This is a genomic window from Streptomyces parvus (genome assembly GCF_032121415.1).
GTDB classification, from domain to species: domain Bacteria; phylum Actinomycetota; class Actinomycetes; order Streptomycetales; family Streptomycetaceae; genus Streptomyces; species Streptomyces globisporus_A.
Genome location: NZ_CP135079.1, coordinates 5,714,944 through 5,740,774, shown reverse-complemented (window position 1 = coordinate 5,740,774; position 25,831 = coordinate 5,714,944). Strand labels below are relative to the sequence as shown.

General features: G+C 72.2%; 29 protein-coding genes. 17 read left to right on the top strand and 12 right to left on the bottom strand.

Going from position 1 to position 25,831, the window contains the following annotated elements; genetic code table 11:
• Positions 1-26 precede the first annotated feature (26 nt).
• Together RNL97_RS26840 and rsgA are read right to left on the bottom strand one after the other, a co-directional pair.
• Positions 27-1,409, bottom strand: coding sequence for a DNA-3-methyladenine glycosylase 2 family protein (locus RNL97_RS26840; protein WP_313751672.1), 1,383 nt, complete (start codon positions 1,407-1,409; stop codon positions 27-29).
• 105 nt (positions 1,410-1,514) lie between these two features.
• Complete coding sequence (rsgA, locus tag RNL97_RS26835) at positions 1,515-2,678, bottom strand: ribosome small subunit-dependent GTPase A (protein ID WP_243315635.1); 1,164 nt, start codon at positions 2,676-2,678, stop codon at positions 1,515-1,517.
• Between the two features lie 355 nt (positions 2,679-3,033).
• Here rsgA and RNL97_RS26830 point away from each other — a divergent pair, with 355 nt between their 5' ends.
• The gene (locus tag RNL97_RS26830) at positions 3,034-3,534 is read left to right on the top strand and encodes a DUF5949 family protein (protein ID WP_243315633.1); all 501 of its coding nucleotides are present in this window, start codon (positions 3,034-3,036) and stop codon (positions 3,532-3,534) included.
• Positions 3,535-3,715: 181 nt separating this feature from the next.
• On the opposite strand, the gene RNL97_RS26825 is transcribed toward RNL97_RS26830, so the two are convergent.
• The 6 genes from RNL97_RS26825 to RNL97_RS26800 form a co-directional block, all read right to left on the bottom strand.
• Positions 3,716-4,123 carry a rodlin gene (locus RNL97_RS26825; protein WP_030585121.1) on the bottom strand — a complete coding sequence of 136 codons (408 nt, stop codon included), beginning with the start codon at positions 4,121-4,123 and terminating at the stop codon, positions 3,716-3,718.
• A 118-nt stretch (positions 4,124-4,241) separates the two neighbouring features.
• A complete protein-coding gene (locus RNL97_RS26820) occupies positions 4,242-4,463 on the bottom strand; it encodes a hypothetical protein (RefSeq protein ID WP_313751286.1) in 222 nt (73 codons plus the stop codon).
• A gap of 187 nt (positions 4,464-4,650) precedes the next feature.
• The gene (locus RNL97_RS26815; protein ID WP_030585115.1) at positions 4,651-5,061 is read right to left on the bottom strand and encodes a rodlin; all 411 of its coding nucleotides are present in this window, start codon (positions 5,059-5,061) and stop codon (positions 4,651-4,653) included.
• 69 nt (positions 5,062-5,130) lie between these two features.
• The gene (locus RNL97_RS26810) at positions 5,131-5,421 is read right to left on the bottom strand and encodes a hypothetical protein (protein ID WP_030585112.1); all 291 of its coding nucleotides are present in this window, start codon (positions 5,419-5,421) and stop codon (positions 5,131-5,133) included.
• A 152-nt stretch (positions 5,422-5,573) separates the two neighbouring features.
• Positions 5,574-5,786: a hypothetical protein gene (locus RNL97_RS26805; RefSeq protein ID WP_199814214.1), complete on the bottom strand. Its 213-nt coding sequence runs from the start codon at positions 5,784-5,786 to the stop codon at positions 5,574-5,576.
• Between the two features lie 211 nt (positions 5,787-5,997).
• Positions 5,998-6,399, bottom strand: a complete 402-nt coding sequence (locus tag RNL97_RS26800; protein WP_030585106.1) for a rodlin — start codon at positions 6,397-6,399, stop codon at positions 5,998-6,000.
• Positions 6,400-6,958: 559 nt separating this feature from the next.
• Here RNL97_RS26800 and RNL97_RS26795 point away from each other — a divergent pair.
• Positions 6,959-7,606 (top strand): chaplin, encoded by a 648-nt coding sequence (locus RNL97_RS26795; RefSeq protein ID WP_030585103.1) that lies wholly within the window; start codon positions 6,959-6,961, stop codon positions 7,604-7,606.
• 111 nt (positions 7,607-7,717) lie between these two features.
• The gene (locus RNL97_RS26790; RefSeq protein WP_030585100.1) at positions 7,718-7,900 is read left to right on the top strand and encodes a hypothetical protein; all 183 of its coding nucleotides are present in this window, start codon (positions 7,718-7,720) and stop codon (positions 7,898-7,900) included.
• A gap of 22 nt (positions 7,901-7,922) precedes the next feature.
• On the opposite strand, the gene RNL97_RS26785 is transcribed toward RNL97_RS26790, so the two are convergent.
• Positions 7,923-9,143 (bottom strand): acetyl-CoA C-acetyltransferase, encoded by a 1,221-nt coding sequence (locus RNL97_RS26785; protein ID WP_030585096.1) that lies wholly within the window; start codon positions 9,141-9,143, stop codon positions 7,923-7,925.
• A gap of 138 nt (positions 9,144-9,281) precedes the next feature.
• Positions 9,282-10,187 carry a LysR family transcriptional regulator gene (locus tag RNL97_RS26780; protein ID WP_030585093.1) on the bottom strand — a complete coding sequence of 302 codons (906 nt, stop codon included), beginning with the start codon at positions 10,185-10,187 and terminating at the stop codon, positions 9,282-9,284.
• A 144-nt stretch (positions 10,188-10,331) separates the two neighbouring features.
• On the opposite strand from RNL97_RS26780, the gene RNL97_RS26775 reads away from it, so the two are divergent.
• Genes RNL97_RS26775 through RNL97_RS26760 form a run of 4 tightly spaced genes read left to right on the top strand, consistent with a single transcriptional unit; the run spans position 10,332 to position 14,065 of the window.
• Positions 10,332-11,249: a CoA transferase subunit A gene (locus tag RNL97_RS26775; RefSeq protein ID WP_199814215.1), complete on the top strand. Its 918-nt coding sequence runs from the start codon at positions 10,332-10,334 to the stop codon at positions 11,247-11,249.
• Positions 11,246-12,031 (top strand): CoA-transferase subunit beta, encoded by a 786-nt coding sequence (locus tag RNL97_RS26770; protein WP_030585087.1) that lies wholly within the window; start codon positions 11,246-11,248, stop codon positions 12,029-12,031. Before RNL97_RS26775 ends, RNL97_RS26770 begins: the two co-directional genes overlap by 4 nt.
• 16 nt (positions 12,032-12,047) lie before the next feature.
• Positions 12,048-13,598, top strand: a complete 1,551-nt coding sequence (locus tag RNL97_RS26765; protein ID WP_030585084.1) for a 3-hydroxyacyl-CoA dehydrogenase NAD-binding domain-containing protein — start codon at positions 12,048-12,050, stop codon at positions 13,596-13,598.
• Between the two features lie 59 nt (positions 13,599-13,657).
• Entirely contained in the window at positions 13,658-14,065 is a 408-nt protein-coding gene (locus tag RNL97_RS26760) for a VOC family protein (protein ID WP_030585081.1), read from the top strand.
• On the opposite strand, the gene RNL97_RS26755 is transcribed toward RNL97_RS26760, so the two are convergent.
• On the bottom strand, positions 13,993-14,763 hold the full coding sequence (locus RNL97_RS26755) for a helix-turn-helix domain-containing protein (RefSeq protein WP_030585076.1): 771 nt from the start codon (positions 14,761-14,763) through the stop codon (positions 13,993-13,995). The genes RNL97_RS26760 and RNL97_RS26755 overlap by 73 nt on opposite strands.
• A gap of 18 nt (positions 14,764-14,781) precedes the next feature.
• Complete coding sequence (locus RNL97_RS26750) at positions 14,782-15,915, bottom strand: YihY/virulence factor BrkB family protein (protein WP_243316466.1); 1,134 nt, start codon at positions 15,913-15,915, stop codon at positions 14,782-14,784.
• A 74-nt stretch (positions 15,916-15,989) separates the two neighbouring features.
• Here RNL97_RS26750 and RNL97_RS26745 point away from each other — a divergent pair, with 74 nt between their 5' ends.
• The 10 genes from RNL97_RS26745 (at position 15,990) to RNL97_RS26700 (ending at position 25,740) form a co-directional block, all read left to right on the top strand.
• Positions 15,990-17,627: an acyl-CoA dehydrogenase family protein gene (locus RNL97_RS26745; protein WP_243315631.1), complete on the top strand. Its 1,638-nt coding sequence runs from the start codon at positions 15,990-15,992 to the stop codon at positions 17,625-17,627.
• Between the two features lie 244 nt (positions 17,628-17,871).
• Positions 17,872-19,170, top strand: coding sequence for a helix-turn-helix domain-containing protein (locus tag RNL97_RS26740; RefSeq protein ID WP_030585072.1), 1,299 nt, complete (start codon positions 17,872-17,874; stop codon positions 19,168-19,170).
• 137 nt (positions 19,171-19,307) lie between these two features.
• Positions 19,308-19,904, top strand: a complete 597-nt coding sequence (locus RNL97_RS26735; protein ID WP_030585070.1) for a GNAT family N-acetyltransferase — start codon at positions 19,308-19,310, stop codon at positions 19,902-19,904.
• Between the two features lie 211 nt (positions 19,905-20,115).
• Complete coding sequence (locus RNL97_RS26730; RefSeq protein ID WP_309474722.1) at positions 20,116-20,199, top strand: putative leader peptide; 84 nt, start codon at positions 20,116-20,118, stop codon at positions 20,197-20,199.
• A 115-nt stretch (positions 20,200-20,314) separates the two neighbouring features.
• On the top strand, positions 20,315-22,012 hold the full coding sequence (locus RNL97_RS26725; protein WP_030585069.1) for a nitrite/sulfite reductase: 1,698 nt from the start codon (positions 20,315-20,317) through the stop codon (positions 22,010-22,012).
• Complete coding sequence (locus tag RNL97_RS26720; protein WP_030585066.1) at positions 22,009-22,188, top strand: hypothetical protein; 180 nt, start codon at positions 22,009-22,011, stop codon at positions 22,186-22,188. Before RNL97_RS26725 ends, RNL97_RS26720 begins: the two co-directional genes overlap by 4 nt.
• Entirely contained in the window at positions 22,185-22,901 is a 717-nt protein-coding gene (locus RNL97_RS26715) for a phosphoadenylyl-sulfate reductase (RefSeq protein WP_313751285.1), read from the top strand. The genes RNL97_RS26720 and RNL97_RS26715 overlap by 4 nt, the downstream gene beginning before the upstream one ends.
• Positions 22,901-23,470, top strand: coding sequence for an adenylyl-sulfate kinase (cysC, locus tag RNL97_RS26710; RefSeq protein WP_078652063.1), 570 nt, complete (start codon positions 22,901-22,903; stop codon positions 23,468-23,470). Before RNL97_RS26715 ends, cysC begins: the two co-directional genes overlap by 1 nt.
• Positions 23,467-24,405: a sulfate adenylyltransferase subunit CysD gene (gene cysD, locus RNL97_RS26705; RefSeq protein WP_313751284.1), complete on the top strand. Its 939-nt coding sequence runs from the start codon at positions 23,467-23,469 to the stop codon at positions 24,403-24,405. The genes cysC and cysD overlap by 4 nt, the downstream gene beginning before the upstream one ends.
• Positions 24,406-25,740, top strand: coding sequence for a sulfate adenylyltransferase subunit 1 (locus tag RNL97_RS26700; protein WP_030585054.1), 1,335 nt, complete (start codon positions 24,406-24,408; stop codon positions 25,738-25,740).
• Positions 25,741-25,831: the final 91 nt, after the last annotated feature.

Genomic DNA, 25,831 nt, shown 5'->3' with positions numbered 1-25,831 from the left:
CGAGTAGCGGTCCCCGGCGGCCCGCGTCAGCTGAGCGCAGCCGCCCCCGCGACCCCCGCCGTCTCCAGGTGGCGCACGGCATAGGAGCGCCAGGGCCGCCACCGCTCCGCGCCCGGTGTTCCGTACGGGTCCACGTCGGGGTCGCCGAGCGCCCGTATCCGGATCAGGGCGGCGGTGGACCGGCCGATCCCGGGCAGCGTCAGCAGCGTCTCCTCCGCCTCGTCCCGGTCGGCCCCGGCGTCCAGCCGCAGTTGTCCGTCCGCGAGCGCGGTGGCCAGGGCCCGCAGCGCCGGGTCCTCGGCGGAACCGGCGAGCACCTCCGGCTCCGGGAACAGGTGGGTGAGCCCGCCGCAGGGCACGTCCAGCGCCTTCCCGTACCGCTCGACCAGCTCCCCGGCCTCCGCCCGCCCCACCAGGATCCGCACCGCGGCCTCCTCCGGGTCGGCCGCACCCGGCGAACGCAGCCCCGGGCGGGCGGCGGCCAGCGGGGCGAGCCGGGGGTCGGCGGCCAGCGCCTCGTCCACGGCGTACGGGTCGGCGTCCAGGTCGAACAGGCGGCGGACCCGCTGGACGGCGGTGGTCAGGTCGCGCAGGTCGGTGAGCTGGATCCGGGCCTCCAGCCAGGGGCCGCCGGGCGCCGCCTCGTCGACCGCGACGAGCCCGGAGCCGCACGGCAGCCGCACAGTGCGCCGGTAGGTGCGGGAGCCGGGCGGCCCCGCCACCTCCTCGATCCGGGCGACCGCCTCGGCGGCCAGCAGGTCGAACAGGGCGGCGGTGGCGTACGGGCCCCGATGGGCGAGCCGCAGCGGGATCCCGGCCCGCAGACCCTCGTGGCGTCCACCGCCGAGACCCGTACCCGCTTCGGCACGCAGGGCGCTGGGGGTGCGGGCGTAGATCCGCCGGATGGTGTCGTTGAACTGCCGCACGCTGGCGAACCCGGCGGCGAAGGCGATCTCGGTGACCGGCAGCGGCGTGGTCTGGAGGAGCACCCGGGCGGTGTGGGAGCGCTGGGCGCGGGCGAGCGCGACGGGCCCCGCGCCCAGTTCGGCGTTGAGCTGGCGCTGGACCTGCCGGGCGCTGTAGCCGAGTCGCCCGGCGAGTCCGGGGACGCCTTCGCGGTCGACGACGCCGTCGCCGATCAGGCGCATGGCCCGGCCGACGACGTCCGCGCGGACGTTCCACTCGGCGGAGCCGGGCACGGCGTCCGGACGGCAGCGGCGGCAGGCCCGGAAGCCGCCCGCCTGGGCCGCCGCCGCGGTGGGGTAGAAGCGCACGTTGGCGCGTTTGGGGGTGACGGCGGGGCAGCTGGGCCGGCAGTAGATGCCGGTGGTCACGACGGCGAAGAAGAACGCTCCGTCGAACCGTGCGTCGCGGCTGCTCACCGCCTCGTACCGGGTCCGATCGTCCATCACACCGTCCAGTGTGCGGCAGCCGGGGCCACCGCACTCGCGGTTTTCGGACGTCGAACCCGGTGGTGTCGGCCGGTTTTCGGACGTCGAACCCGGTGGTGTCGGCTACCGGACCCGGCCGCGCTTGGCCTGCATGGCCGCGCGCCCCTCCGCGCCCTTGCTCTTCCAGCCCCGCAGGATCTCGGCGCGTACCCGGGCATCGGTCTTGGCGACGATCCGCTGGTTCTCGCGGATCAGCTTGCGGTAGCTCTCCAGGCGCCGTTCGGGCAGGGTCCCGTCCTCCAGGGCGCCGAGGACGGCGCATCCCGGCTCGGCCTCGTGGGCGCAGTCGTGGAACCGGCACTCCTCGGCCAGCTCCTCGATCTCGGAGAACACCTCCCCGACCCCGGTCCCGGCGTCGAAGAGGCCGACACCGCGCAGCCCGGGGGTGTCGATGAGGACGCCTCCGTGCGGCAGGAGCAGAAGGTTGCGGGTCGTGGTGGTGTGCCGGCCCTTGCCGTCGACGTCACGGGCCGCCTGTACGTCCATCACGTCCTCGCCGAGCAGGGTGTTGGCCAGAGTGGACTTGCCCGCGCCGGAGATGCCGAGCAGCACGCTCGTACCGCCGGAGACGATGGCGCCGAAGACGTCGAGCCCCTCGCCGGTGGTGGAGCTGACGGGCAGCACCTGGACACCGGGCGCGATGGCCTCGATGTCCTGGACGAGGTGGGACAGGGTGACCGCGTCGGGCACCAGGTCGGCCTTGGTCAGGACCACGATCGGCTGGGGGTGCCGCTCCCCGCCGGAGCCGTCGCCCAGCAGCGCGGCACCCTCGGAGCTGGACAGGGCGAGCGCGAGGAACCGCTCGACCCGTCCGAGGTCCAGCTCGACGGCGAGCGAGACGCAGATGGCGATGTGGTCGATGTTGGTCGCGAGCACCTGGCCCTCGGACCGCTGCGAGGAGGTCGAGCGGACGAAGGCGGTACGGCGCGGCAGCAGCGTACGGACGAAGCGCGGGTCGCCGTCGGCGTCGAGCGCCACCCAGTCGCCGGTGCAGACGATCCGCATCGGGTCGCGGGGCACGACGAACGCGGTGTCGGCGCGGACCGTGCCGTCGGCGGTGATCACGTCGCAGCGACCGCGGTCCACGCGCACGACGCGGCCCGGCACGAGTCCTTGCTCTGCGTACGGGGAGAAGGCTGCCGCCCAGTCCTCGTCCCAGCCGTACGGAGTCAGCGGGTGCGAGGAGGGGACAGCGGAGGAAGAGAGGGAGGAAAGCGGGAAAGACAAGGGAAACCCTTCACAGGGTGGCCCCGGCGCGCGCGCTCGGCGCGGAAAGGAGAGAGGTGGTCAGCCGGTGGCCACGGGGATGAGGACGATGCTCTTCCGGTTGTGGGCAGTGCCCATCGCAACGACAGTCATCAATGTCCTCACCTCCTGATTCCTCTGGTTCTCCGCTGGAACTGGCGTCCGGCGGAACGGTGGCCACCCTAGCCCGGCCCACCGGAGCACCGTCAACCGATTTATTCCGGACCACGGTCGAGGGACGTTCGAGCATGCCTATCCGCGAAGGATGGCAGCAATCTCCCTCGATCGGGTGATACGCATGCATTGGCCCCGGTCCGGGGCCGTTAGGGTGCCGAGCATGACCACACCCCAGGCCTCCACCGGCATGTTCACCCCGGCCCAGTTGGGCACCCAGATCCTGATCGGCTGGAGCGGCCGGCAGCCCGACGCGGACCAGGACACCGCCTATCTCCTCGCGTACTCGCTGGGTGACGGTCAGGACGGTCCGTTGGTCGGCCGCGAGGCCATGCGCGCCGCGCTGGAGCGCGCCGGCCTCCATGTCGGCGGCCCGATCCAGGATGCCGCCGAGAGCACGGGCATCCAGGCGAAGCTTCTCGTCCAGGCGGGCCAGGCCGTCCTGACCCTGCCTCACCTCAGCGCGCAGTACCCCGCCCCCGCGGAGTGGCTGGACGCGGCGCGGACGCAGGGCCAGGTGTACGGGATGTTCGCCACGACCCCGTGGCCGGAGGCCGTTCCCGGGCGGCCGGTCAGCGAGGACCAGTTGCGGGCCTTCGCCGCCGACGAGGAGGTCGTCCGCACCGCCGCCCACTGTCTGCTCCCGGTCCGCTCCCTCGGCTGAGGCCCTCCGCCGCCCCGCAGTCGACGAGGCCCACCACCCCCCGTGGAGTGGTGGGCCTCATCGTGTGCGCGATGCCGTGCGCCCGCCGCTCTGGCGGGTGCGGCACCGCGCAAAACGAGAACGGGCGGCCCGAGGAGTGACCCTCGGACCGCCCGCGCCGACTGCGTCAGGCCGTGGTGCGTCAGTTGTTGCCGACGCCGTTGCCCGAGAGGACCGGGATGTCGTCCAGGATGTGCGACAGCGGCTCGTCGCCCTTGGCCTGGGTGGAGTTGTCGGCGCACTGCTGGTTCTGCGGGTTGGACAGGACGTTGACGTCCTGGACCGCGACCGGCACGAGGCCGACGAGCGAGCCGACGTTCGCCTTGAGGGGCAGGCCGACGCAGAGCTTGTTCAGGGTGCCCTGAACGAGCTGGTTCTGCGGGCTCCAGTCGCCCTCCGTCTCCGCGTTGCCGATCTCCGACTCGGCACCGTTCCCGTTGACCGTGGTGGTGCCGCCGTCGTTGCCGATCGCCATGGCCGTGGGAGCCGCGACTGCGGACAGACCGAGCAGGGACACGGCCACTGCAGCGCCGGCCATCATCTTCTTCATCAACTTCACCTTTCGGAGCGTCCCGTTGTGGAACGTACTGATCAACTGCCGCTGACCCTGATCGGTTGCGCAGTACCACTCATATGGGTTCGTTCCGGCGCAAGGTCGACGCTTCTGGTCACTTTCCGGGCGTCTCAGGCCCGGGGATCTGGTCCGCGGTGCGCGCCGCCGGCACGAATCCACCGCGGCGTGGGGCGGGGCCGGGCTGCGGTTCCGCCAGGGGGTGGTGGCCGCCCGCCGTCTGCCATTCGGCGACGAGCCGGTCGTAGATCGGTGTGCCGCCGCCCGGCGCGGGCCACCGTTCGGAGCTCTGCGGGGTCTGACTGTCGTACGGATCCATGCCGATGCCCTACCCGGCCCGGCCAGGACCGTCAGCCGGGGTTACGGCATCCGGCCCAACCGGTTGCCCCTACGGGAGACATCGGGACACGACGAGGGGCCGGCCCGTCCGGTCCGGCGAAGAACGGTCGCCGTACGGATGGACCGGCCCCAGGTGGTCACCGGGAGCGGACCGGGGTCACGCGGTCTCAGTTGTTGCCGGCACCGTTGCCCGAGAGGATCGGAATGTCGTTCAGCAGGTGCGACAGGGCCTCGTCACCCTTGGCCTGGGTGGAGTTCTCGGTGCACTGCTGGTTCTGCGGGGAGGACAGGACGTTGATGTCCTGGACGGAGATCGGCACGACGCCGAGCAGCGAGCCGACGTTCGCCTTGGCCGGGAGGGCGATGCAGGGCTTGTTCAGCGAGCCCTGGATGAGCGCGAACTGCGGGCTCCAGTCGCCGTGGGTCTCGGAGTTGCCGTACGCCTGGGAGGCGCCGTTGCCGTTGACCGTGGTGGTGCCGCCGTCGTTGGCGATGGCCATGGCGGACGGGGCGACCGCGGCGGAGACGCCGACGATGGAAACGGCGACGGCCGCCGAGGACATGAACTTCTTGAACATGGAAGAGCCCTTCTGGAAAGTGATGCGTATCAGGCGGAGAAGCCCGGAGGGATGGTCGAGGCGCGGCGGTCAGCCGCCGAGGGGAACCCCGCCGAGCAGCGGGGCGGCGCCCTCGGCCACACCGGTTGCCTGGCCCGCCAGCTTGCCGACCGTGCCGTCCTCCGCGAGCGTCTCGGTGGTCTCGGCGGCCGTGTCCACCAGCGGGTCGACGACCTGCGGGGCACTGGCCATCACCTGGTTGAGGCCGCTGTCGAGGCTGAAGTTGGGGGCCGTCGGCGTGGGAGCCGCGAAGGCAGGAGCGGCCGATCCGAGGGCAGCCACGGAACCGACAACGAGGGCGGCGGTCTTCGCGTACTTCACTTTTCTGGTTCCCTTCTGCGCGGCGTCTGCTTCGGTCACGTCTCCGTGCCGCACACAAGCCTTCTTTGCCTGTGACTTCTGCCGCTTTCTCCCTGATCAACGATCAGGCCGCTCCCGGGAAACTGCGGGACGCGGAATTTCTCCGGCGCCGTTCACGAATCCATGGAGCCGGGGCGGTCGGGGAAGTCAGGCCCCTCGGGCAGCGAAAAGACCCCGGGCGGCATGTGCCGGTTCACCAAGCTTGCCGCCGTCGCCGCCGGTACGTTCATGGCGATGGGCGTCGCCGAGTCGGCCATGGCCGACTCGGGCGCCGAAGCCATTGCTTCACGGTTCTTCCTTTCCTCGGCGGAGTCCGGTGCGGTCACGACTGTCGTGCCCCGCCCGGGCCGGAAACTGCACCGCTCCCGACTCCTGCGCTGTCCTACGTAACGATGAACGTCCGGAATCAGAACTTTTCACCGGGCGGTTTTCCGGGTATCCGCCCGAATGCCGCAGCCGCGTGCCGGGAAAGCAACGGGCCCGGGCCGCTCGGTGGAGGAACGCCGAGGGCCCGGGCCCGAGTAGGGCGGCTGCGGGTCAGTTGTTGCCGACGCCGTTGCCGGAGAGGATCGGGATGTCCTCCAGGATGTGCGACAGCGCCTCGTCGCCCTTGGCCTGGGTGGAATTCTCGGTGCACTGCTGGTTCTGCGGGGAGGACAGGACGTTGATGTCCTGGACCGCGACCGGCACGAGGCCGACGAGCGAACCGATGTTCGCCTTGGCCGGGAGGGCGATGCAGGGCTTGTTCAGCGAGCCCTGGACGAGCGCGAACTGCGGGCTCCAGTCACCGTGGGTCTCGGAGTTGCCGTACGACTGCGAGGCGCCGTTGCCGTTGACCGAGGTGGTGCCGCCGTCGTTGGCGATGGCCATGGCCTGCGTCGCGCCGAGACCGAGGATGGAGGCGGCGACAGCGCCCGTAGCCAGAACCTTCTTGATCACGATTAACCCTTCTCGTACTGGTTGCCCCGCGGCGGAGCCCCCTGGTCAACTCAGCACACGACGTTAGGTTCCGCCCATTCACCCGAATGCCGGACACGAGGAGATCGCCCGCCTCCCCTCCGTGCGGCGATTTCGTACGGAAGCGCGTTCGTGAAGAAATTGCACAGGCCTCTCCGCCTCATTTCGCCCGAACGGGTGGGCGAGCGCCGATGCCCCTGACACCGCACCACAGCCGCGGCGGATACCCGAACGCGGTCAACACCGGCGGCGAACAGCACAGTTGAGGGCGAATCGTTTTTCTTGTTCTGTGAACCGGGATGGGCGGGATGCGGCGACACCACCCGTTCGGGTGATTACACAATTTCCCCGCAACTCCAAGTTTCCCGCCTGACGTCTGTGTCGTTATGGCAGTCGTCCAGCGCGCACGTCTCCACCACTTTCACCATCACGGCTTCCCGCCGGATCCGGCTGTGCAACGGCTCCGCCCGATGGCTTCCCGTTGTCCGCGCGCGAAGCACCCACGCGATGTCCTCGCGAATGTCCTAAGAAAGGGCAAGTAATGCGACAGGTCTTGAACAAGAGCATGATCGTCATGGCGGCCGCCTCCGGCCTCCTGGCGGCGGTGGGCGGCACGGCGCACGCCGATGCGTCGGCCGAGGGCGCGGCCGTCGGTTCGCCGGGGGTCGGTTCGGGCAACGCCGTCCAGGTGCCGGTGCACGTCCCGGTCAATGTGTGCGGCAACACCGTCAATGTGATCGCTCTGCTGAACCCGGCCTTCGGCAACAAGTGCGTGAACGCCGACAGCCCGAAGCACGAACACCCGCCGGTCAAGCCGCCGGTGGACGAGCCCCCGGTGGACGAGCCCCCGGTGGACGAGCCGCCCGTGGACGAGCCGCCGGTGGACGAGCCGCCCGTGGACGAGCCGCCGGTCGACGAGCCGCCCGTGGACGAGCCGCCGGTCGACGAGCCGCCCGTCGACGAGCCGCCCGTGGAGCAGCCGCCCGTCGACGAGCCGCCGACCGACACCCCCGGTACCGACACGCCGGGCTCGGACACTCCCGGGGCCGGCACGCCGGGGTCCAACACCCCGGGTGCGCACCTGGCCGACACCGGCGCCGCCGACCTGGGCCTGGCCGCCGGCGCGAGCGCCGCGCTCCTGCTCGGCGGTGCGGTGCTGATGCGCCGCACCCGCAACGCACGGGACTGATAGAGCTCCTGCGGAAGAACCAGGTCCGGCCGGACAGCGGGGACTGTCCGGCCGGGCCTTCTGCGTGTGCGGCGGCCGCTCACCGGGAAGACCGGACCGGGCGGTGGAACGATGACGTCGGCGCCGCGGTTCCGCGGGGTGCCGGCCGGGACGTGGCACCACCTCTACGAGGAGTCCGGGGAGGCCGCCGAACCGGCCGCAGCGACCACGCCGGAGGGCCCGACCGCCTCCGCCTCCTCGACGGTGCGGCGCCCCGAACCGGATGCGGGGTCGGAGGCGGCCGTCTTCCGGTGAGGCGGCTCCACGCGAACGGCCATCAGTCCGCGATGCGTTCGAAGACCGCGGCGAGGCCCTGGCCGCCGCCGATGCACATCGTCTCCAGGCCGTACCGGGCCTCGCGGCGATGGAGTTCGCGGGTGAGGGTGGCGAGGATGCGGGCCCCGGTGGCGCCGACCGGGTGGCCCAGTGAGATGCCCGAACCGTTGACGTTGATCCGCTGCTCGTGGTCCTTCTCGCCGAGGCCCAACTCTCGTGTGCAGGCCAGCACCTGGGCGGCGAACGCCTCGTTCAGCTCGATCAGGCCGAGGTCGGCGAGCGTGAGGCCCGCCCGGTCAAGGGCGGTGCGGGTGGCGGTGACGGGGGCGATGCCCATCGTCGCGGCGGGCACCCCGGCACGGGCGAAGGAGACGAGGCGGACGAGCGGGGCGAGGCCGAGGCGTTCGGCGGTCTCGGCGCTGGTGACCAGGCAGGCGGCGGCGGCGTCGTTCTGGCCGCTGGCGTTGCCCGCGGTGACGGTGGCGTCCGGGTCGGACTTCGCCATCACGGGTCGCAGGGCGGCGAGTTGACCGGCCGTCGTGTCGGGGCGGGGGTGTTCGTCGGCGGTGACCGTCGTCTCGCCCTTGCGGGTGCGTACGGTGACGGGGACGGTCTCCGCGTCGAAGCGGCCCTCGGCGGCGGCGCGGGCGGCCCGCTGCTGGGAGCGCAGCGCCAGCGCGTCCTGGTCGGCGCGGCTGATGCCGTACTCCCGGCGCAGGTTCTCCGCCGTCTCGATCATGCCTCCGGGGACCGGGTGGTTGACGCCTCCGGCGGTCACGCGGCCCCGGGCGAGGGCGTCGTGGAGCTGGAGGCCGGGGCCCTTGATGCCCCAGCGTCCGTCATGGGTGTAGTAGGGGGCGCCGCTCATCACGTCGACGCCGCCCGCGATCACGACGTCGCTGAACCCGGCCCGGATCTGCATCGCCGCGTCCAGCACCGCCTGGAGCCCGGAACCGCAGCGCCGGTCGATCTGGGAGCCGGTGACCGTGGTGGGCAGTCCGGCGTCCAGGGCGGCGACCCGGCCGATGGCGGGGGCCTCGCTGGTCGGGTAGGCGTGGCCGAGGATCACCTCGTCGACCCGGTCGGGGTCGATGCCGGTGCGGGTGACGATCTCCGCGATCACGCGTGCGGCCAGCGCGGCCGGGCTCTGCTGGGCGAAGGCCCCGCCGAACCGGCCGATGGGGGTGCGCAGGGGTTCGCAGATGACGACGTCGAGCGCCACGGAGGGCCTTCCCAAGGGTCGGGGGCGGGGAACAGACGCGCGGTGGGGTGGACGAGTTTCGGCGGTGCCACGACCTTCGCACCGCGTCACTGAGTCGGTCCAATATCGAATCCGCACCGGGTTGAGAGGCTGCGCGTCTCAATTGAGCGTACGCGCGGGTGTCGGCAGAGCTTCCTCCGCCACGGCGAGCACCGCGCGCAGGGCGGCGGAGGGGTTGTCGGCGCGCCAGGCCAGGGCGGCGCGGAGGCGGATGGGCGGACCGGCCAGGGGGCGGTAGACCAGGCCGTTCTGCTGGATGTGCTGGACGGAGGTGACCGTGAGCGTGACGCCGACCCCGGCGGCGACCAGGGCGAGGATCGTGTAGGAGTCGGGGGCCTCCTGGACGATGCGCGGGGTGAACCCGGCGCTCTCGCAGGCCTCGGTCATGGCGTCGCGGACGGTGGAGCCGGAGTTGGCGGGGAAGGTGACGAACGGTTCGCCGGCGAGTACGGCGAGGGGCACGGTCTCCCGCCGGGCGAGAGGGTGGTCGAAAGGCAGGGCGCAGACCAGCTCCTCCTCGTCGATCACCCGGTGGGCGACGCCGGGCCGGGTCACCGGGAGCCGGACGAAACCGAGGTCGAGCGAGCCGTCGGCGACCCGGGACAGTGCGGTGTTGGCGTACGTCTGGCCGGTCATGACGAGTTCGAGCCCGGGGTGGGCGGCGCGTACGGCGCGGGTGAGGCGGGGCAGCGTCTCGTGGCTGGAGGCCCCGGCGAAGCCGATGGCGACCCGGCCGTACTCGCCGATCCCCGCCGACCTGGCTGCCCGGACGGCGGTGTCCAGGTCGTCCAGGACGGTCCGTACCGGTTCGAGGAAGGACTCCCCCGCGCTGGTGAGCCGGACCGAGCGGGTGTTGCGGTGGAAGAGCTGGACGCCGAGCTCCCTCTCCAACTGGCGGATCTGCTGGCTCAGCGGGGGCTGGGCCATCTGGAGCCGCTTGGCGGCCCGGCCGAAGTGCAGCTCCTCGGCGACGGCGAGGAAGGCGTTGAGGTGGCGTAGTTCCAAAGTGATACTCCTGGCGTCTCGATCCGACCCTAATTCGGTATTGGACAGCCATCAATGGTGCTGACACCGTGGGGTCGGCGCATACGGAGGGTGAGGAACACGGTGGAGCGGACGGCCGGGGCGGGCGGAGGGACCGGCAAGGCCATGTCGATGCGGGAGGCCGTCGCCGCTTTCGTCCACGACGGGGACACCGTGAGCCTCGAAGGGTTCACCCATCTCATCCCGACGGCCGCGGGGCACGAGATCATCCGGCAGGGCCGCCGGGATCTCACGGTGGTCCGGATGACGGCGGACATCGTGGTCGACCAGATGCTGGCCGCCGGGTGCGTGACGCGGCTGGTCTCCTCGTTCGTGGGCAACTCCTCCGCCGGTTCGCTCGGTGAGCTGCGGCGGCGCATCGAGCATGCCGATCCCGAGCCGCTGGCGTTCGAGGAGTACAGCCACTACGGGATGGTGTGCCGGTATCTCGCCGGTGCGCAGCGGCTGCCGTTCCATCCCCTGCGCAGCTACGCGGGCAGCGACCTGCCTTCGGTCAACCCCGGTATCCGCAAGGTCACTTCGCCCTACCCGGCCGCCGACGGCTCCGCCGAGGAGATCTACGTCGTACCGCCCGTCCACCCGGACGTGACGTTCGTGCACGCCCAGCGTGCCGACCGCCGGGGCAACACCCAGATCTGGGGCCTGACCGGGGTCCAGGCCGAGGCGGTGTACGCGGCCAAGAAGGCGGTCGTGGTGGTGGAGGAGCTGGTGGCGGACGAGGTGATCCGCGCGGATCCGAACCGCACGCTGGTCCCCGCCCACGCGGTGGACGCGGTGGTGGTCTGCCCGCGCGGCGCGCACCCGTCGTTCGCGCAGGGCTACTACGACCGGGACAACGCCTTCTACCGGGCCTGGTCCGCGATCAGCAAGGACCCGGCGCGGCTGCGGGGATGGCTGGAGGAGTGGGTGTACGGGACCGCCGACCACGCCGCGTACGTGGCGAAGCTGGGCGAGGAGTTCTGGGCGGGGCTGGCGGTCGGTGAGGCGCCGAGCGGGTCGGTGGACTACGGGAGGCGGCTGTGAGCGGGGGCCGGACAGAGTCCGCGCGGCCGGTCACCTCCTCCGAACTGCTCTCCGTCCTCGCCGCGCGCGAACTGGCCGGGCGGCGCACGGTGTTCGCGGGGATCGGGCTGCCGACGCTCGCCACCGAGCTGGCGCGGCTGACCGTCGCTCCGGGCCTTGAGGTGGTGTACGAGTCCGGCGTCTGCGGGGCGCACCCCTCCCATCTGCCGGAGACCATCGCGGACGCCGTCCTGATCACGGGGGCGGAGGCGGTGGTGTCCATGGCCACCCTGTTCGGCTCGGTCCTCCAGGGCGGGCACATCGACGTCGGCTTCCTGGGGGCCGCGCAGATCGACCGGTGGGGCGACCTCAACACCTCGGTGATCGGGGAATGGGAGAGCCCGTCGGTGCGGCTGCCGGGTTCCGGGGGCGCGGTCGAGGTGATGGCGAACGCCCGGGAGGTGTTCGTGGTGATGCGCCGCCACACCCCGCGCTCCTTCGCCCCAGTGCTCGACTTCTGTACGACGCCGGGTCCCGACCGGGCGCTCGCGGACGGCATCCGCCCGCTCGGCGCCGGGGTCACCCGGGTCATCACCGAGCTGGGCGTCCTCGCCCGGGCGGGTGTCGGGGACGAGCTGCGGCTGGTCGCCGTGCATCCGGGGGTGAGCGTCGATCAGGTGCGGGCCGCGACCGGCTGGGAGCTGAGGATCGCCGACCGGCTCGCGACGACGGCCCCGCCGACCCCGGCGGAGCTGCGGCTCCTGCGCGACGATGTCGACCCGAACCGTGTCTACCTCCGCTGAAAGGGCCGTAACTGCCATGCGTATCAGGATCGTCGGAGCCGGGGCCATGGGCCGGGGCATCGCCCAGTGGGCGGCGAGCGCGGGACACACCGTTGAGCTGGGTGACGTACGGCCCGAAGCGGTGACGGAGGCCCTGGAGTTCGTCACGTCGATGCTGGACCGGGCGGTCGCGAAGGGCCGGACGACCCCCGCCGACCGGGACGCGGCGGTGGCGCGGCTGGTGGCGCTCGCCGAACCGTGGGCGGAAGGCCCGGACGTGGAGCTGGCGATCGAGGCGGTCCGGGAGGACCTGGAGACCAAGGCCGAGGTGTTCGGGAAGCTGGAGCGGGCGCTGCCCGCCTCCACCGTCTTCGCGACGAACACCTCGTCCCTGTCGGTGACCCGGATCGCGGCGACGCTCCAGGACCCCTCGCGCCTGGCCGGGCTGCACTTCTTCAACCCGGTGCCGCTGATGAGGATCGTCGAGGTGGTGCCGGGCGCAGCCACCCGCCCGGAGATTCCGGTCCTGCTCACCGAGTTGGTCGAAGGCTGCGGGCACCGGGCGGTGACCGTCGCCGACACCCCCGGTTTCCTGGTCAACCACGCCGGCCGTGGGCTGGTGACCGAGGCGCTCGCGCTGCTGGAGGAGTCGGTGGCGGGCCCGGGGGAGATCGACCGGATCGCCCGGGACGTGCTGGGGCTGCGCATGGGCCCCTTCGAACTGATGGACCTGACCGGTCTCGACGTGACGGCCGCGGTGATCGACTCGATCTGGCGGGGCTTCCGGTACGAGGACCGACTGCGCCCGTCCTTCCTGACCCCGAACCGGGTGGTGGCCGGGCTGCACGGTCGTAAGACGGGCCGGGGCTGGTACGCGTACGGCGACGGGGTGTCCGGCCCCGCACCGGAGAGCGCGGTCACCGGGGACGCGGATCGCCCGGTGTTCCCGGCCTCGGCCGGGCGACCGGAGACGGCCTCGTACGAGGAGGAGCTGACCGCGTCCCTGGAGGCGGCGGGGGTCCGCGTCGAGCGGGGCGCGGGGCCGTCGGCGGAGGCCGTGGTGCTGGTGCCCGTCTGGGGGACGCCGGTGTCGGCGGCGGTCGCGGAGGGCGGGCTGCCCCGGGAGCGAACGTTCGGGGTGGAGGTGCTGCCGTCGGCGGGGCGGCGACGGGTCCTCGCGGTGACGGCGGCCAGTGATCCGGTGGCCGCCCGGGACGCGCGGGCGGTGCTGTCACGGGCGGGCGGGGGCGATGAACCGTACGGGGTGTCGGTGGTGCGTGACACCGCGGGCTCGGTCGCGCAGCGGCTGCTGTCCTCGGTCGTCGCGGTCGGCTGCTCGATCGCGGAACGCTCGCTGGCCGCGCCCGCCGACATCGACCTCGCGGTGACCACGGGCCTCGGCTATCCGGCCGGGCCGCTGGCGTGGGGCGAGCGGATCGGGGCCGTACGGATGCTGGCGCTCCAGCGGGCGCTGCACACGTCGACGGGCGACCCGCGCCACCGCCCGACGCGGTGGATCACGGAGCGGGCCGCCCTCGGGCTGGCCGTGACCGATCCGGGGACGTCGCCGGCGGACTGCCTGGGATGAGCCCCGGGGTGACCGATTCGTACAAGACTGCCGCGGGGCCGCGTGCATACGGTCGGGGCATGACTCCACGACTCGACGCCATCAGCATCATCACCTCCGACCTCGCGGCCTCGCTCGCCTTCTACCGGCGGCTCGGGCTCGACATCCCCGACGGGGCGGAGTCCGCGCCCCATGTCGAAGTGACCCTGCCGGGCGGGCAGCGGCTGCTGTGGGACACGGAGGAGGTCATCACCTCGTTCGACCCGGAGTGGCAGCGTCCTGCGGGCGGCGGTGAGCGGGTCGCGCTGGCGTTCGTCTGCGACAGTCCGGCGGAGGTGGACGCGTTGTACGCGGAGCTGGTCGGTGCCGGGTACACCGGGCACCTCAAGCCGTGGGACGCGGAGTGGGGGCAGCGCTACGCGGTGGTGCTGGACCCGGACGGGTGCGGGGTGTCGTTGTTCGCCTCCGCCTCCCCTGCCGCGAAGTAGGCCCCGAGGGTCGTCCCGGCCAGGTCGCGCATCTCCCGGGCCAGGTGCGCCTGGTCGGTGCAGCCCGCAGCGCCGGCCGCCTCGGCGTAGGGCAGGCCGGTGCGGACCAGGGCCAGGGCGCGTTGCAGGCGGAGGATCCGGGCCAGCGTCTTCGGGCCGTAACCGAAGGCGGCCAGGGAGCGGCGGTGCAGCTGGCGGGCGCCGAGGCCGACCTCGGCGGCCGTCGACGCGACGCTCCTGCCGCGCCGGAGGCCGTCGGCGACGGCCGCCGTGAGCGGGTCGGGCGGGCCGGTCTCGGCGGACCTGGCGAGCGCGAACTCCTCCAGGGCGGCGGCGGGGTCGGCGGACCGGGCGATCCGTTCGGTGAGCGCCGCGACGGCGGTACGGGGCCAGAGCGCGGCCAGGTCGACCCGATGGTCGCGCACTTCGTGCGCCGGTACGCCGAGGAGAGCGGGGGCGGTGCCGGGCGCGAACCGGATCGCGGCGCAGGAGCCACGGTTGCGCGGGTCGACCTCGAACGCGTGGGTGTCGGGCCCGGCGACGACCAGTCGGCCGGCGGTCCAGATCAGGTCCATACAGCCGTCGGGGAGCACGGACCGGGCGGGCCGCCCGGGGCCCGGCGGGACGTCCAGGGTCCAGACGACGGCCCCGTCCAGCCGGGAGGGCCGCTCCTGGTACCGCTGGTGTCGCCGGGGCATGTCTCCACGCTAGCGCGGTCAGCGGGTGGGCGGTTCCTCGGCCTCGGTGGACTCCCTCGGTTCCTTCGCGTCCTTGGGCTCCTTCTCCCGGGTCGCGTGCAGCCGGGACTTCACGTCGTCGGGCGGCAGGAAACGGGACCAGCGCTCGGGGAACTCTGAGGGCATGTAGGCGGGGCCGTCGTCCTCGTCATCCTCGTCGTCCGAGCCCTCGTAGGCGGCCGAGCGGGTACGGGCGACGAACTCGGCGGCCTGCGCCGCCCTGACGCGTTCCGTGGCCTCGCGGGCGGCGGCCGTGGCGAGCGAGGGCCACACCCGGTCGATGGCCGCGTTGACCGCGGCGCCGACCAGGACCGCGAAGGCGGAGATGCCGATCCACAGCAGCACGGCGATCGGCGCCGCCAAGGAGCCGTAGATGGTCGGGCCCTCGACCGTGCTGGTCAGGTAGATCCGGAGCAGGAAGCTGCCGAGAACCCACATGCCGAGCGCCACCAGCGCCCCGGGAACGTCCTCGATCCAGGGCGAACGGACGGGCACGGACACGTGGTAGAGCGTCGTGAGGAACGCGATGGTCAGCAGTATGACGAGCGGCCAGTACAGGACGGCTACGACCTCGGTGCCCCACGGCACGAACTCGACCACCCGGTCCGGGCCGACGACCAGCAGCGGCAGCACCACCGCGCCGAGCAGCAGGGCGACGACGTACAGCAGGAAGGCGAGCAGCCGGGTCTTGACGATGCCGCGGTGGCCGTCGAGGCCGTACATCACGGTGATGGTGTCGATGAAGACGTTCACCGCGCGGGAGCCCGACCACAGGGCGATGGCGAAGCCGAGGGAGATGACGTCGGGGCGGGCCCCGGTCGTGACGTCGGCGAGCAGCGGTTTGGCGAAGTCGTTGACCCCGCGCTCGGACAGCACCGTCTGGGAGGCGGAGAGGATGTTGCGCTCGATGGAGGCGACCGTGGTGGTGGCCGTCCACTCGTCGACGTAACCGAGCAGTCCGATCATGCCGAGCAGCAGCGGGGGCAGCGAGAGCAGGGTGAAGAACGCCGCCTCGGCCGCGAGGCCCAGAATGCGGTACTCGATGCACGAGTTGACGGTGTCCTTCAGCAAGTGCCACGCCATGCGCCGTTTGGAGACGTTGCGGTAGAGCACTCGCGCCCGGTGGAGCCGGCCCGACGGCCGCTCGGGTGTTTCATTTGCTGCCTGCACCTCCTTACCGTATCCGTATGGCAGCCACCACCCACACCGTGACCAATCAGGTTCCGCCGCTGGTCGGCCACGACGTCTTCGCCACCGACCGGGTCCTGTCCGAGGCCGTCGAGCGGCACATCGAGCCCGGGAACCTGCCCGTGGCGCTGGAGGAACTCGGCGAGCTCGGCCGGGCCGCCGGCTCCGCCCAGGCCCAGGAGTGGGGTGCGCGGGCGAACGCGCACCCGCCCGTGCTGCGGACCCATGACCGTTATGGGCATCGCGTCGACGAGGTGGAGTTCCATCCGTCCTGGCACCGGCTGCTGGGCCATGCCGTGTCCGCCGGGCTGACGGACGCCTGGGGCCGGCCGGCCGGTCATGTCCGGCGCGCGGCGGGGTTCCTGGTCTGGACGCAGGCCGAGGCGGGGCACGGCTGCCCGCTGTCGATGACGCATGCCGCGGTGCCCGCGCTGCGCACCGATCCGGCGCTGGCCGCCGTGTGGGAGCCGCTGCTGACCTCGCACACGTACGTGGAGGGGCTGCGGAATCCGCGCGAGAAGGCCGGGGTGCTCTTCGGGATGGGCATGACGGAGAAGCAGGGCGGCACCGACGTGCGGTCCAACACGACCCGGGCCGAGCCGCTGTCCGGTGAGGGCGAGTATCTGCTCACCGGGCACAAGTGGTTCTGTTCGGCGCCGATGTCGGACGGTTTCCTGGTGCTGGCGCAGGCGCCGGGCGGGCTGAGCTGCTTCCTGTTGCCGCGTGTGCTCCCGGACGGCACGCGCAACGTGTTCCTGATCCAGCGGCTCAAGGACAAGCTGGGCAACCGGTCCAACGCGTCCGCCGAGGTCGAGTTCGACGGGACCTGGGCCCGTCTCGTCGGCGAGGAGGGGCGCGGCGTGCGCACCATCATCGAGATGGTGGCGGCCACCCGTCTCGACTGCGTGGTGGGTTCGGCCGGGCTGATGCGGCAGGCGGTGGCCCAGGCGGTCCATCACAGTGCGTACCGCGGCGCGTTCGGCGGGCCGCTGATCGACAAGCCCCTGATGCGCAACGTCCTGGCCGACCTGGCCCTGGAGTCGGAGGCGGCGACGGTGCTGGCGATGCGGCTGGCGGCGGCGTACGACGCGGACACGGAGGAGGAGCGGGCGTTCCTGCGGCTCGCGCTGCCCGCCGCGAAGTTCTGGGTCACCAAGCGCTGCACCGCCGTGGTCGGGGAGGCGCTGGAGTGCCTGGGCGGCAACGGGTACGTCGAGGAGTCGGGGATGCCCCGGCTGCTGCGCGAGGCGCCGCTCAACTCGATCTGGGAGGGCTCGGGGAACGTCCAGGCGCTGGATGTGCTGCGGGCGCTCCAGCGGGAGCCGCGGGCGCTCGACGCGTTCCTGCGGGAGGTCGGGCGGGCGCGCGGGGCGGATCACCGGCTGGACGCGGCGATCAAGGCGCTGCTGACGGAGCTGGCCGACCTGGACGGCATCGAGGCGCGGGCACGGCGGCTGGTGGAGAGGTTCGCGCTGGTGCTCCAGGGTTCGCTGCTGGTGCGCTGGGCTCCGCCGGAGGTGGCCGACGCGTTCTGCGCGTCGCGCCTCGGCGGGGACGGGGGCGCGGTGTTCGGAACGCTGCCGCACAGCCTGGATCTGGCCTCGGTGGTGGCACGGGCCCGGCCGTCCGCTACGTAGCCGCCTGGCAGCGGGGAAGCGACGGAGGGTGGTGCTGCGCCGACACGGCACCACCCTCCATGCTCATGCGACACCGGGCGCCCGGGAAGCCCGGTGCTCAGCGTCTCTGCCACTCTCGTACGGACCCGCAGGGCACCGCCAGAGTTGCAAAGGGTTGCAACCATTGTGTGGACTGCTCGGCGGCCCTGCCGGGCGAGCGGCAGGATGGGCCGGGGTCGGGAAGCGTTCGGGGGGAACGGGGACCATGACGGAGACAGGTTCGGCGGGGGTGGAGCGGGTGACGCGCCAGAGGGCGGGCCGCCAGGCCACCCGGTTGCTCCATCGGGCACGGGAGGCCCGGCTGGCGGGCGAGCCGTCCGGTGTCGCGCCCCGGGCGGAGATCGACGCCTCCTGGGACCGGGTGGTGCGCAGCGGCATCGACCCCGACCAGTCGCCGGAGAGCGAGCTGCTGGAGGCGGACGAGATCGAGCACCGGCGGCGCAGCACGGCGCTCGGCGAACTGATGCCGCTGCTGCGGGCGGGACTGGCCTCGATCGCGGACGCCGCGCAGCAGATCATGGTGGTGACCGACACCGAGGGCCGGGTGCTGTGGCGGCAGGGCAACACGGGGGTGCTGCGCCGGGCCCACGACATCTGTCTGGAGGAAGGCGCGGCCTGGGCCGAGGCGGCGACCGGGACGAACGCGATCGGGACCGCGCTGGCCGCCCGGGTCCCCGTCCAGGTGCACTCCGCCGAGCACTTCATCCGGGCGCTGCACGGCTGGACCTGTGCGGCGGCCCCGGTGCGGGATCCCCGCGACGGGCGGCTGATCGGGATCGTCGACATCAGCGGTCCCGCGTCCACCTTCCATCCGGCGACCCTGGCCCTGGTCGACTCGGTGGCCCGGCTCGCCGAGGGGGAGATCCGCACCCGGCACCTGGCGGAGATCGAGCGGCTGCGCGCGGTGGCCGCGCCGATCCTGTGCCGGATCGGGGGGCGGGCGCTGGCGGTGGACGTGTACGGGCGGCTGGCTGCGGTGACCGGCATGCCTCCGGTGGACCGGCTGCCGCTGCCGAAGTCGCTGCGGCCGGGTCCGGTGTGGCTGCCCTCGCTCGGCATGTGCCAGGTCGAGCCGCTGCCGGGCGGCTGGCTGGTGCAGGTGGACGACGGCGGGACGGTGCGGGGGGCGCCGCGCCGGGTGGTGCTGGACCTGAGCCGGCCCCGGGCGCTCGCCGTGCATGTGACCGGGCCGCTGGGCAACGTGAAGCAGCCGCTCTCGCCGCGCCACGCGGAGCTGCTGTACGCGTTGGCGGTGCACCGGGAGGGGCGGACGGCCTCGGAGCTGGCGCAGGACATCTTCGGGGACGCGACCCGGACGGTGACGGTCCGGGCCGAGATCTCCCGGCTGCGGCGTCATCTGGCGGAGGTCCTGGCCCACCGCCCGTACCGCTTCGGGGACGGGGTGGAGGTGGAGGTGATCCGTCCGGAGCACGGCGCGGATCTGCTGCCGCACTCGCTGGCGCCGGTGGTGGCGGAGGCCCGCAGGGCGGCGCGGGCCACCTGAGGGGGGCGCTGGGGCTCGGTCGGGGGGCCGGGGAGCGGAAGACGGGGGCGGGCGGCGCGCGGGCGGGCCCACCGCAGCCCGTGCGAGAGGCGGGGCCGCTGTGCACCGGCGTGCGGCTCCATGGTTCTCTGGCCGTCATGAGCGACATCCCGCAGCCCGCAGCGCCGACCACCGAGGTGACCGTCTGGTCCCTGGAGCAGACCTCGCCCGCCGACCTCCGCCCGGCCGCCGCCCCGGAGGGCGATGTCCGTGTCGTCCGGTCCGAGGTGGTGCTGCCGGAGTTCAGCCGGTTCCTCTACACGGCGGTGGGCGGCGACATCCGGTGGACCGACCGGCTGGGCATGACGTACGCCCAGTGGGAGGAGGCCCTGCGGCGGCCCGGCGCGGAGACCTGGGTGGCGTACGAGAACGGGACGCCGGCCGGGTACGTCGAGCTGGACCCGCAGGACGACGGCGTGGTCGAGATCATGTACTTCGGGCTGATCCCCGCCTTCCGAGGGCGGCGGATCGGCGGTCATCTCCTCTCGTGCGGCGTGGCGCGCGCCTGGGACCTGGCGGAGCGCTGGCCCGAGCGGCCGACGACGAAGCGGGTGTGGCTGCACACCTGCTCCAAGGACGGGCCGCACGCCATGGACAACTACCTGCGCCGCGGCTTCCGGCTCTTCGACACGAAGACCGAGGTGGAGCCGGAGGTGGCGACGCCCGGTCCGTGGCCGGGGGCCTACGCCTCCTGACAGACCGGAGACCGGAGGGGGCGGTGGCACCACCGCCCCCTCCTGGCCTCCCCTCTTCACGTCTCCTCTTCGGGCCTGCGCAAGCGATTTGTCGGCAATGCCGATGGAGCGCACCGTGACCGGCACCACATCGTCCCAGCTTTCGAGACCCAGCCGTCCACATAGCGGATAGTGGTGGACTGCCCCGAGATGCGCGTGACACGCTTCCGTCATGTCTGGAACTGGAATTGCCTTGGTGAGTCGACGCCACGTCGACCTCGGCCGCATGTCCAGCGCCATCTGTCCGGTGAGCTGACAGCCCCAGCACCGCCGCTCTTCTCTTCCCTCTGAACCGACCTGCGCACCGCCGCGCCTCAGCGCGAGTGTGCCGCTCAGAGCCGCCCTCCCGCAGTCCCGAAGGACGTATTGTCATGGCCGCCACCCCGGAACAGCCTGCGACCACCACGCCCCGCCGCAAGGCCGGACGCCACCGTGGCGAGGGCCAGTGGGCCGTGGGCCACCACACCCCGCTCAACGGGAACGAGCAGTTCAAGAAGGACGACGACGGTCTCAACGTACGGACACGTATTGAGACGATCTACTCCAAGCGCGGCTTCGAGTCCATCGACCCGAACGACCTGCGTGGACGGATGCGCTGGTGGGGGCTGTACACCCAGCGCAAGCCCGGCATCGACGGCGGCAAGACGGCCGTGCTGGAGCCGGAGGAGCTGGACGACGAGTACTTCATGCTGCGGGTCCGGATCGACGGCGGCCGACTGACCACGCAGCAGCTGCGGGTGGTCGGCGAGATCTCGCAGGAGTTCGCGCGCGGGACCGCCGACCTCACCGACCGGCAGAACGTGCAGTACCACTGGATCCGCATCGAGGACGTGCCGGAGATCTGGCGGCGGCTCGAAGAGGTGGGCCTGTCCACCACCGAGGCCTGCGGTGACACGCCCCGGGTGATCCTCGGCTCCCCCGTCGCGGGCATCGCCGAGAACGAGATCATCGACGGTACGCCCGCGATCGACGAGATCCAGCGCCGGTTCATCGGCAACCCCGACTTCTCCAACCTGCCCCGAAAGTTCAAGTCCGCCGTCTCCGGCTCCCCGCACCTGGACGTGGCGCACGAGATCAACGACGTCGCCTTCGTCGGCGTGAACCACCCCGAGCACGGCCCCGGCTTCGACCTCTGGGTCGGCGGCGGCCTCTCCACCAACCCCAAGCTCGGGGTGCGGCTCGGCGCCTGGGTGCCGCTGGACGAGGTGCCGGACGTGTACGGCGGGGTCATCGGGATCTTCCGCGACTACGGCTACCGGCGGCTGCGCACCCGCGCCCGGCTGAAGTTCCTGGTCGCGGACTGGGGCGCGGAGAAGTTCCGCCAGATCCTGGAGGACGAGTACCTGAAGCGGAAGCTGGTCGACGGGCCCGCGCCCGAGCAGCCCGCCCAGACCTGGCGCGACCACCTCGGGGTGCACCGGCAGAAGGACGGCCGTTTCTACGTCGGCTTCGCCGCGCGGGTGGGCCGGGTCGACGGCTCCACGCTCGCCAAGATCGCCGACCTGGCGGACGCGCACGGTTCCGGCCGGGTGCGGACCACCGCCGAGCAGAAGATGATCGTGCTGGACGTGGCCGAGGAGCAGGTCGACTCCCTGGTCGCCGGTCTTGAGGCGCTGGACCTCAAGGTCACGCCGTCTCCGTTCCGGCGCGGCACGATGGCCTGCACCGGCATCGAGTTCTGCAAGCTGGCGATCGTCGAGACGAAGGCCCGCGGCGCCTCCCTCATCGACGAACTGGAGCGCCGCATACCGGAGTTCGACCACCCGATCACCATCAACATCAACGGCTGCCCGAACGCCTGCGCCCGGATCCAGGTCGCCGACATCGGTCTCAAGGGCCAGCTGATGCTGGACGAGAACGGCGAGCAGGTCGAGGGCTACCAGGTGCACCTCGGCGGGGCGCTGGGCCTGGAGGCCGGGTTCGGCCGCAAGGTCCGCGGCCTGAAGGTCACGTCGGCCGAACTGCCGGACTACGTCGAGCGGGTGCTCGGCCGGTTCCAGGAGGAGCGCGAGGACGGCGAGCGCTTCGCGGCCTGGGCGGCACGCGCCAGTGCGGAGTCGCTGTCATGAGCGAACGAGCCGCCCCGTTCTACTGCCCGTACTGCGGCGACGAGGACCTGCGCCCCAACGAGACCGGTCACGGCGCCTGGGAATGCGCTTCCTGCAACCGTGCGTTCCAGCTGAAGTTCCTGGGTCTGCTGACCCGGGGCGTGCAGCGCAACGACGGTGAAGGGGAAGCGATATGACGGACACTCTGCTGAGCGGAGAGCTGACCGACGAGGAGCTCCGGGCGCTGGCCGAGCGGGCCGGACGGGAGCTGGAGGACGCCTCCGCCGTCGAGATCCTGAAGTGGACGACCGACACCTTCGGACCGCGCTTCTGCGTCACCTCCTCGATGGAGGACGCCGTGGTCGCGCACCTGGCGTCGCGGGTGCTGCCGGGCGTGGACGTGGTCTTCCTGGACACCGGCTACCACTTCCCGGAGACCATCGGCACCCGGGACGCGGTGGACGCGGTGATGGACGTCAACGTCATCACGATCACCCCCCGGCAGACGGTCGCCGAGCAGGACGCGGAGTACGGCGAGAAGCTGCACGACCGGGACCCCGACCTGTGCTGCGCGCTGCGCAAGGTGAAGCCGTTGGAGGACGGTCTGACCGCGTACGCCGCGTGGGCGACGGGCCTGCGCCGTGACGAGTCGCCGACCCGGGCGAACACCCCGGTCGTCGGCTGGGACGCCAAGCGCCGCAAGGTGAAGGTCTCCCCCATCGCCCGCTGGACCCAGGAGGACGTGGACGCCTACGTCGCCGAGCACGGGGTGCTCACCAACCCGCTGCTGATGGACGGTTACGCCTCGGTCGGCTGCGCGCCCTGCACCCGCCGGGTGCTGGAGGGCGAGGACGCACGCGCCGGCCGCTGGTCCGGACGGGGCAAGACCGAATGCGGGCTGCACGGCTGATGACGACTGATCAGGAGAGTTCGATGAGCGTGACGGAGACGGGGGCCACGATCTGGCTCACCGGTCTGCCGAGCGCGGGCAAGACCACCATCGCGTACGAACTGGCGGGCCGGCTGCGGACCGAGGGCCACAAGGTGGAGGTGCTCGACGGCGACGAGATCCGCGAGTTCCTCTCGGCGGGCCTCGGCTTCTCCCGCGAGGACCGGCACACCAACGTGGCCCGGATCGGCTTCGTCGCCGAACTGCTCGCGGCCAACGGCGTGAAGGTGCTGGTCCCCGTCATCGCTCCGTTCGCCGACAGTCGCGAGGCCGTCCGCAAGCGGCACGCCACCGAGTCCACCACCTACCTGGAGGTGCACGTCGCGACCCCCGTCGAGGTGTGCTCCGTACGCGATGTGAAGGGCCTTTACGCCAAGCAGGCGGCCGGCGAGATCAGCGGGCTCACCGGGGTCGACGACCCCTACGAGGCCCCCGAATCGCCCGACCTGCGGATCGAGTCGCACCAGCAGACCGTGCAGGAGTCAGCGGCGGCGCTTCACGCGCTGCTCACCGAGAGGGGCCTGGCGTGAGTGCCGTCACCACCACCGTGTCCGAGGGCACAGCGAACCCGTACGCGCTCAGCCACCTGGACTCCCTGGAGTCCGAGGCGGTCCACGTCTTCCGCGAGGTGGCGGGCGAGTTCGAGCGGCCGGTGATCCTGTTCTCCGGCGGCAAGGACTCCATCGTGATGCTGCACCTGGCGCTCAAGGCGTTCGCGCCCGCCCCGGTGCCGTTCGCGCTGCTGCACGTGGACACCGGGCACAACTTCCCCGAGGTCCTCGACTACCGCGACCGTACGGTCGAGAAGCACGGGCTGCGGCTGCACGTCGCCTCCGTGCAGGAGTACATCGACGCCGGGAAGCTCCGCGAGCGCCCCGACGGCACCCGCAACCCGCTCCAGACCGTGCCGCTGACCGAGGCGATCCAGCAGCACCGCTTCGACGCGGTGTTCGGCGGCGGGCGGCGCGACGAGGAGAAGGCGCGCGCCAAGGAGCGGGTGTTCTCGCTGCGCGACGAGTTCTCCCAGTGGGACCCGCGCCGTCAGCGGCCCGAGCTGTGGCAGCTGTACAACGGCCGGCACGCCCCCGGTGAGCACGTCCGGGTCTTCCCGATCTCCAACTGGACCGAGCTGGACGTCTGGCAGTACATCGAGCGTGAGGGCATCGAGCTGCCGGAGATCTACTTCGCCCACGAGCGCGAGGTGTTCAACCGCAACGGCATGTGGCTGACGGCGGGTGACTGGGGCGGGCCGAAGGAGCACGAGGCCGCCGAGACCCGGCTCGTGCGCTACCGAACGGTCGGCGACATGTCCTGCACCGGAGCCGTCGACTCGGACGCCACCACGCTGGACGCCGTGATCACCGAGATCGCCGCCTCCCGGCTCACCGAGCGGGGCGCGACCCGCGCGGACGACAAGATGTCCGAGGCCGCGATGGAAGACCGCAAGCGCGAGGGGTACTTCTAAATGACCACCACAGCTGAGCAGTTGAGCGCCACCACCCTGCTGCGCTTCGCCACCGCCGGGTCCGTCGACGACGGCAAGTCCACCCTGGTGGGCCGGCTGCTGCACGACTCCAAGTCGGTCCTCACCGACCAGTTGGAGGCCGTCGAGCAGGTGTCACGGGGCCGCGGGCAGGAGGCGCCGGACCTGGCACTGCTGACCGACGGGCTGCGGGCCGAGCGCGAGCAGGGCATCACCATCGATGTCGCCTACCGCTACTTCGCCACCACCCGGCGGCGGTTCATCCTCGCCGACACCCCGGGCCATGTGCAGTACACCCGGAACATGGTGACCGGCGCCTCCACGGCGGAGCTGGCCGTGGTGCTCGTCGACGCCCGCAACGGGGTCGTCGAGCAGACCCGCCGGCACGCCGCCGTCGCCGCGCTGCTGCGTGTGCCGCACGTGGTGCTGGCGGTCAACAAGATGGACCTGGTCGACTACGCGGAGCCCGTGTTCGCCGCGATAGCCGAGGAGTTCACCGCGTACGCCGCATCGCTCGGCGTCCCGGAGATCACCGCGATCCCGATCTCGGCGCTGGCCGGGGACAACGTGGTGGAGCCGTCCGCGCACATGGACTGGTACGGCGGACCGACCGTCCTGGAGCACCTGGAGACGGTGCCGGTCAGCCACGACCTCACCGCCTGCCACGCGCGCCTCCCCGTGCAGTACGTGATCCGCCCGCAGTCCGCCGAGCACCCCGACTACCGGGGGTACGCCGGTCAGATCGCGGCCGGGGTGTTCCGGGTCGGCGAGTCCGTCTCCGTCCTCCCCTCGGGGCGTACGACGACGATCACCGGCATCGACGCGCTCGGCGAGAGCGTCGACATCGCCTGGGCCCCGCAGTCGGTGACGCTCCGGCTGGCCGACGACATCGACATCTCGCGCGGCGACCTGATCGCCCCCGCCGACGACGCCCCGCCGGTCACCCAGGACGTCGAGGCGACCGTCTGCCACGTCGCCGACCAGCCTCTCTCGGTGGGCCAGCGCGTGCTGCTCAAGCACACCACCCGCACCGTCAAGGCGATCGTCAAGGACATCCCGTCCCGGCTCACCCTGGACGACCTGTCCCAGCACCCGGCCCCCGGGCAGCTGGTCGCCAACGACATCGGGCGGGTCGTCGTGCGCACCGCCGAGCCGCTCGCGCTCGACGCGTACGAGGACTCCCGGCGTACCGGATCGTTCCTGCTGATCGACCCGGCGGACGGGACGACGCTGAGCGCCGGTATGGCGGGCGCCGCGTTCGCGGCGGCCGAAGGAGCCGTCGTGGCGGCCGACGACGACGCCGAATGGGACTTCTGATGGCCACCGACTTCTTCTCCTCCTTCGCGAAGGAGGGCGGCCGCGTGGGCAGCGGCGCCCTCGGCAGCGGCCAGGGCGGGGTCGGGCGATG